The following is a 5,618-nucleotide window of genomic DNA, read 5'->3' as shown; positions in this document are numbered from 1 at the left end:
CGCCGCGCGTCGCGCTCTCGGCGCTGGCGGCGCCCACGCCGGCCTGCAGCGCGACCGTGGGCCGCCACAGGGCGTCCGCCAGCCGTGCCTGCGTGGCGCCGGCCTCGCGAGCGGCGAGGGCGGCGGCGTGGGCCGGGTCGTGCTCGAGCGCGGCGCGCCAGGCGTCCATCAGGTCGAGCGCCCGCGCTGGCGGCGCCACCAGCGCCGCGGCGGCGAACGCCAGCGCCGCGAGCCGCCGGCCTGCGCTGCTGCCCCGTCGTGCCACGGTGCGCCTCAGCAGCCGGGCCGCACGCCCAGCTTGCGCAGGATGATTTCCAGCGGGCACCAGCGCGTGAAGGCGCTCTGCAGCAGGTTCAGCCCGACGAAGGCGGTGAAGGCCAGCCACCAGGGGCTGTAGAACACCGGGCTGCCCGGCACGCCGAGGGCCAGCGAGACCAGCACGAAGGTGCCGGCGAACATGCGCACGAGTTGCCAGGAGGTCATGGTCGTTCTCCAGTGGGGGAAGGGGGAAGGGAAGGCGGGGCGGCTTCGCGGCGACGCATCGCGACGAAGTACAGCAGCGGGATGACGACCAGCGTCAGCAGCGTGCTGACCAGGATGCCGAACACCAGCGAGATGGCCAGGCCGTTGAAGATCGGGTCGTCCAGGATGAAGAAGGCGCCCAGCATGGCCGCCAGGCCGGTCAGCAGGATCGGCTGGGCGCGCGTGGCGGCGGCATCGACCACCGCCCGCGCCAGCGGCACGCCGAGGGCCTGCTGCAGCGCGATGAAGTCCACCAGCAGGATGGAGTTGCGCACGATGATGCCGGCCAGGGCGATCATCCCGATCATGCTGGTGGCGGTGAAGGGCGCGTCCAGCAGCGCGTGGCCCGGCATCACGCCCGCCAGCGTGAGCGGGATGGGCGCCATGATGATCAGCGGCAGCAGGTAGGAGCCGAACTGCGCCACCACCAGCAGGTAGATCAGCACCAGCCCCACGGCGTAGGCCAGGCCCATGTCGCGGAAGGTCTCGTAGGTGATCTGCCACTCGCCGTCCCACTTGAGGGCATAGCCGCGGTACGGGTCCTCGGGCGGGCGGATGAAGGTCTCGCCCAGCGCGCCGCCGCCGGGCACCGGCAGCGCGGCGATGGCGCTGCGCATCCGGAACATGCCGTACAGCGGGCTGTCCACCGCGCCGGCCATGTCGCCCGTCACGTAGTTCACGGGCAGCAGGTCCTTGTGGAAGACGGGCTGCTCGCGCAGCGTGTCGCTCTGGGTGACCAGCTCGCGCAGCGGCACCAGCTGGCCGGCGGCGCCGCGCACCGCCAGCTGCAGCAGCGCGTCCAGGTCGCCCTGCCGCTCGGGCGGCAGCATCAGCAGGGCGGCGGCCGGGTACTTGCCCGCGTCGTGCAGCCAGGTGGCCGCCTCGCCGGCCAGGCCGGCGCGCAGCGTGTCCACCACCGCCTGCTGCGGCACGCCGAGCCGGGCGGCCTTGGCGCGGTCCACCAGCAGCACCGTGCGCGGCGCCTCGGCGATGCTGCTGTCGTCCACGTCGACGATGCCCGGCGTGCGCTCGAACACGCCGCGCACCGCCCGGGCCACCGCGAGCCGTCCCTCGGCCTCGGGACCGTACACCTCGGCCACGATGGGCGAGAGCACCGGCGGGCCGGGCGGCACCTCCACCACCTTGACGTTGGCGCCGAAGGCGCGGCCGATGCGCTGCAGCTCGGGGCGCAGCCGAGTGGCGATGGCGTGGCTCTGCTCCGTGCGGTGATGCTTGTCCGCCAGGTTCACCTGCAGGTCGCCCACCTCGCCGCCGGCGCGCAGGTCGTACTGGCGCACCAGGCCGTTGAAGTTGATCGGCGCGGCGGTGCCGGCATAGGCCTGGTAGTCCGTGACCTCGGGCTGCCGGGCCAGGTAGGCGCCCAGGGCGCGCAGCGCGGCGGCGGTGCGCTCCACCGGCGTGCCGGCCGGCATGTCGACGACGACCTGGAACTCCGACTTGTTGTCGAAGGGCAGCATCTTCAGCACCACCAGGCCCAGCGCCGGCAGCGCCAGCGACACCGCGACCAGCGCCGCCACGCCGGCGCCCAGCAGCGCGCGGCGGCGCCGGCCGCGCGCCTCGTCGAGCAGCGGCGCGAACACACGCCCGAACAGCGGATGCAGCCGGGCCGCGAGGCCCTTGGCGCCGTGGCCGCCCTGCGCGTGCGCGCCGCCGCGCAGCCACAGCCGCGCCAGCCACGGCGTGACCACGAAGGCCACGGCCAGCGACAGCAGCATCCCCATGCTGGCGTTGATCGGGATGGGGCTCATGTACGGCCCCATCAGGCCGCTGACGAAGGCCATCGGCAGCAGCGCGGCGATCACCGTGAACGTGGCCAGGATGGTGGGGCCGCCGACCTCGTCCACCGCGCCGGGGATGAGCTGCGCGAGCGTCCTGTCGGGGTGCAGCACGCGGTGGCGGTGGATGTTCTCGACCACCACGATGGCGTCGTCCACCAGGATGCCGATGGAGAAGATCAGCGCGAACAGCGACACCCGGTTGAGCGTGAAGCCCCACGCCCACGAGGCGAACAGCGTCGCGGTGAGCGTGAGCACGACGGCGCTGCCGACGATGGCCGCCTCGCGCCGGCCGAGCGCGAAGAACACCAGCGCCACCACCGAGGCGGTGGCGAACATCAGCTTCTGGATCAGCTTGAGCGCCTTGTCGTTGGCGGTGGCGCCGTAGTTGCGCGTCTCGGCCACCTGCATGCCCTGCGGGATGACGGTGTTGCGCAGTTCGTCCACGCGGCGCATCACGGCGTCGGCCACGTCGATGGCGTTCTCGCCGGGCTTCTTGGTGATGGCGAGGGTGACGGCCGGGTGCTCCGCGCCGTCGGGGCCGGCCGTGCCGTGCCAGACATACCGCGCGGCGGGCAGCGGTCCTTCGACGACCTCGGCCACGTCGCGCAGGAAAACGGGCCGCCCGTCGCGCACGCCGACCACCAGCGCCCCCACTTCGCCGGCATCGTGCAGGAAGGCGCCCGCCTCGATGGCGATGCTGCGGTCACCGCCCAGCAGCTCGCCCGCCGGCAGGCTCCGGTTCGCCCCCTGCAGGGCCTGGCGCAGGTCGGCCACCGTGAGGCCGGCGCCGGCCAGGCGCGCCGGGTCCATCTCCACCCGTACGGCGCGGCCGGGGCCGCCGATGGTGCGCACCTCGCGCGTGCCGCGCACGCGCTTGAGGTCGGCCTCCAGGCTGTGGGCCACGCGCTCCAGGTCGTAGGGGCCGATGCCGTCCGCGGTGGCGTGCAGCGTCAGGCTGACGATGGGCACGTCGTCGATGCCCTTGGGCCTGACCAGGGGCGGGCCCGCGCCGAGGCCGGCCGGCAGCCAGTCGGCATGGGCGCTCACGGCGTCGTGCAGGCGCACCAGCGCCTCGGTGCGCGGCAGCCCCACCTTGAACTGCACCGTCACCAGCGCCATGCCGGGGCGCGAGACCGACATCACGTGCTCGATGCCGGCGATCTGCGACAGCACCTGCTCGGCCGGCGTCGCCACCATCTGCTCCACGTCCCGCACCGAGGCGCCGGGGAAGGGGATGAGCACGCTGGCCATCGTGGCGTTGATCTGCGGCTCCTCCTCGCGCGGCGTCACCAGCACCGCGAAGACGCCCAGCAGCAGCGCCATCAGCGCCAGCAGCGGCGTGATGCGCGCCTGCTCGAAGTAGCCGGCGATGCGGCCGGAGACGCCGAGGCGGCGGACCGGGTCGGGTGCGTTCATGGCCGGGTCCTCAGCGCATGCGGGCGGCCGCCTGCGGGTCCAGCGCCACCTGCTCGCCGGCCTCCACGCCTGCGAGCACCTCCACCGCGTCGCCCGCCGCCGGGCCCAGCCGCACCTGGCGCAGCAGCGCGCGGCCGTCGGCGCCGACGACGTACACCGCCGTCAGCTCGGCGCGCCGCACGACGGCGGCGGCAGGCACCAGCAGCCGCGGGCCGCCGGCGGCCGGCCGCGCGGCCGGCAGCAGCACCCGGGCGAACTGGCCGGGGCGCGCGCCGGCCAGGCCGCCGGGCAGCGCGAGCCGCAATTCGCGCGTGTGGGTGCCCGGGTCGGCGGCGGGCAGCCATTGCAGGGAGGCCGGCCGCACCGCCGACGCGGCGCCCGCCAGGCGGATCTCCACCGCCTGCGGCGCCGGCGTGGCGGACGACGCGCTTTCCGGCACCGCCACCCGCACCCGCAGGGCGGCCGGGTCGTAGAGGGTGAGCAGCGGGCGGCCGGGCATGGCCATGTCGCCCAGCACCACGCTCACGTCGGCCACCACGCCGTCGTAGGGCGCCTGGATGACGTGGAAGCCCGACTGGGTGCGCGCGGCCGCCGCGCCGGCCAGCTGCGCCGCCGTCTCGGCCCGGGCGGCCTTGAACTGCGCCTCGGCCCGGTCCAGCGCCGCCTGGCTGATGTAGTGCCGGCGGAACAGCTGCTGCTGGCGCTCGTACTCGCGCGCGGCGGCATCCCGCGCGGCGCCGGCGGCCGCCGCCTGGGCGGCACGGGCCGCGGCGGCCTGCTCGGCCGCGCGGGCGTCCAGGCGCAGCAGGACCTGGCCGGCGCGCACCGCGTCGCCCGCCTTCACCAGCAGGGCCACCACCGCGCCCTGCACCTGCGCCGCCACCACCGTCTGGCGTACCGCCTCGACCACGCCGTCGAAGCCGGCCGGCCCGGCGCGCTCGGCGACGGTCACCGGCGCGGTGGCCAGTGCGCCGGGCCCGGCCGCGGCCGGCGCCGTTGCGGCGCAGGCCCACAGCAGCGCGGCCGCGGCGGCCCGCCGGGCGCCGCGGAGTCGATGGAGGTTCGAGGAACGGTGAGACATGGTTGGCCGCGCATCCTGTTTATATTAGTATTTACGCAATTAGCTAAATAGTCAACCATGAGGCGATGCGGATCGACGGCGACAGCGATGGGGCATGATTCGCTACCCGATGCCTCAGCCTGTTCCCGCATGGAAGGACTGCCCCCCGAAGCCCTGAAGGAAGTCGCGGCCTATTTCCAGGCCCTGGCGGAGCCCGCGCGGCTGCAGTTGCTGAACCTGCTGCGCGGGGGCGAGCGCACGGTGGGCGAGCTGGCCCAGCTGTGCGGCTTCACGGCGGCCAACGCGTCGCGCCATCTGGCCTTCCTGACGCGCCAGGGGCTGGTGGAGCGCGAGGGCCGCGGCACCAGCGTCTACTACCGCATCGCGGACCCGTCGGTGTATGCCCTGTGCGACCTGGTGTGCGGCAGCATCGCGCGGCAGTTCGAGCAGGCCGCCAGCCAGCGGAAGGTCTTCACCCGGGCGCGGCGAACCGCCGGCGCCGCGCGCCGGAAGCCCTGAGCGGGCCAGGCCCGGATGTCCTCGATGTCCGGCCGCTCCCAGTGCCGCCGCCCGGCGATGCCGGCGATGGAGCCCCTGGCGATCACCTCGCCTGCGTCGGAATCGTCGGCCGGCGGCGGCGCGTGGCCGGCACCGAAACCTTCGACAGGCGATCCTTGACGCAGATCCGCCTCAGGGCGTGAAGCCCAGCACCTTCATCGGCCGTGCCAGGCCGCGCCGCGCGCGCGCCATGCCGTTCCAGGGCGCATTGCCGGTGCCGGCCATGCGCGGGCGCACGGTGGCCAGCGTCCAGTGGGCGCCGC

4 protein-coding genes and 1 pseudogene are annotated in these 5,618 nt (G+C 74.7%); 1 reads left to right on the top strand and 4 read right to left on the bottom strand.

Annotation, left to right across the window (positions count from 1 at the left end):
• The 4 genes and pseudogenes from ACIY1X_RS24175 to ACIY1X_RS24160 all read right to left on the bottom strand — a co-directional run.
• A pseudogene (locus tag ACIY1X_RS24175) lies at window positions 1-265 on the bottom strand (hypothetical protein); the annotation flags it as partial.
• 8 nt (window positions 266-273) lie between these two features.
• Window positions 274-483: a DUF2892 domain-containing protein gene (locus tag ACIY1X_RS24170; RefSeq protein ID WP_399685625.1), complete on the bottom strand. Its 210-nt coding sequence runs from the start codon at window positions 481-483 to the stop codon at window positions 274-276.
• A complete protein-coding gene (locus ACIY1X_RS24165) occupies window positions 480-3,737 on the bottom strand; it encodes an efflux RND transporter permease subunit (RefSeq protein WP_399685622.1) in 3,258 nt (1,085 codons plus the stop codon). Before ACIY1X_RS24165 ends, ACIY1X_RS24170 begins: the two co-directional genes overlap by 4 nt.
• 10 nt (window positions 3,738-3,747) lie before the next feature.
• Window positions 3,748-4,818, bottom strand: a complete 1,071-nt coding sequence (locus ACIY1X_RS24160) for an efflux RND transporter periplasmic adaptor subunit (RefSeq protein WP_399685619.1) — start codon at window positions 4,816-4,818, stop codon at window positions 3,748-3,750.
• Window positions 4,819-4,947: 129 nt separating this feature from the next.
• On the opposite strand from ACIY1X_RS24160, the gene ACIY1X_RS24155 reads away from it, so the two are divergent.
• Entirely contained in the window at window positions 4,948-5,316 is a 369-nt protein-coding gene (locus ACIY1X_RS24155; RefSeq protein ID WP_399685617.1) for an ArsR/SmtB family transcription factor, read from the top strand.
• Window positions 5,317-5,618: the final 302 nt, after the last annotated feature.

Source organism: Xenophilus sp., from assembly GCF_044462705.1.
In the GTDB taxonomy this organism is placed as follows: Bacteria; Pseudomonadota; Gammaproteobacteria; order Burkholderiales; family Burkholderiaceae_C; genus Xenophilus; species Xenophilus azovorans.
This window is presented reverse-complemented; position numbering and strand designations above follow the sequence as displayed.

What these genes read in the sequence shown, in the direction of transcription:
- ACIY1X_RS24170 (WP_399685625.1), bottom strand. Translation starts at nt 483, where the DNA reads ATGACCTCCTGGCAACTCGTGCGCATGTTCGCCGGCACCTTCGTGCTG.
- ACIY1X_RS24165 (WP_399685622.1), bottom strand. Translation starts at nt 3,737, where the DNA reads ATGAACGCACCCGACCCGGTCCGCCGCCTCGGCGTCTCCGGCCGCATC.
- ACIY1X_RS24160 (WP_399685619.1), bottom strand. Translation starts at nt 4,818, where the DNA reads ATGTCTCACCGTTCCTCGAACCTCCATCGACTCCGCGGCGCCCGGCGG.
- ACIY1X_RS24155 (WP_399685617.1), top strand. Translation starts at nt 4,948, where the DNA reads ATGGAAGGACTGCCCCCCGAAGCCCTGAAGGAAGTCGCGGCCTATTTC.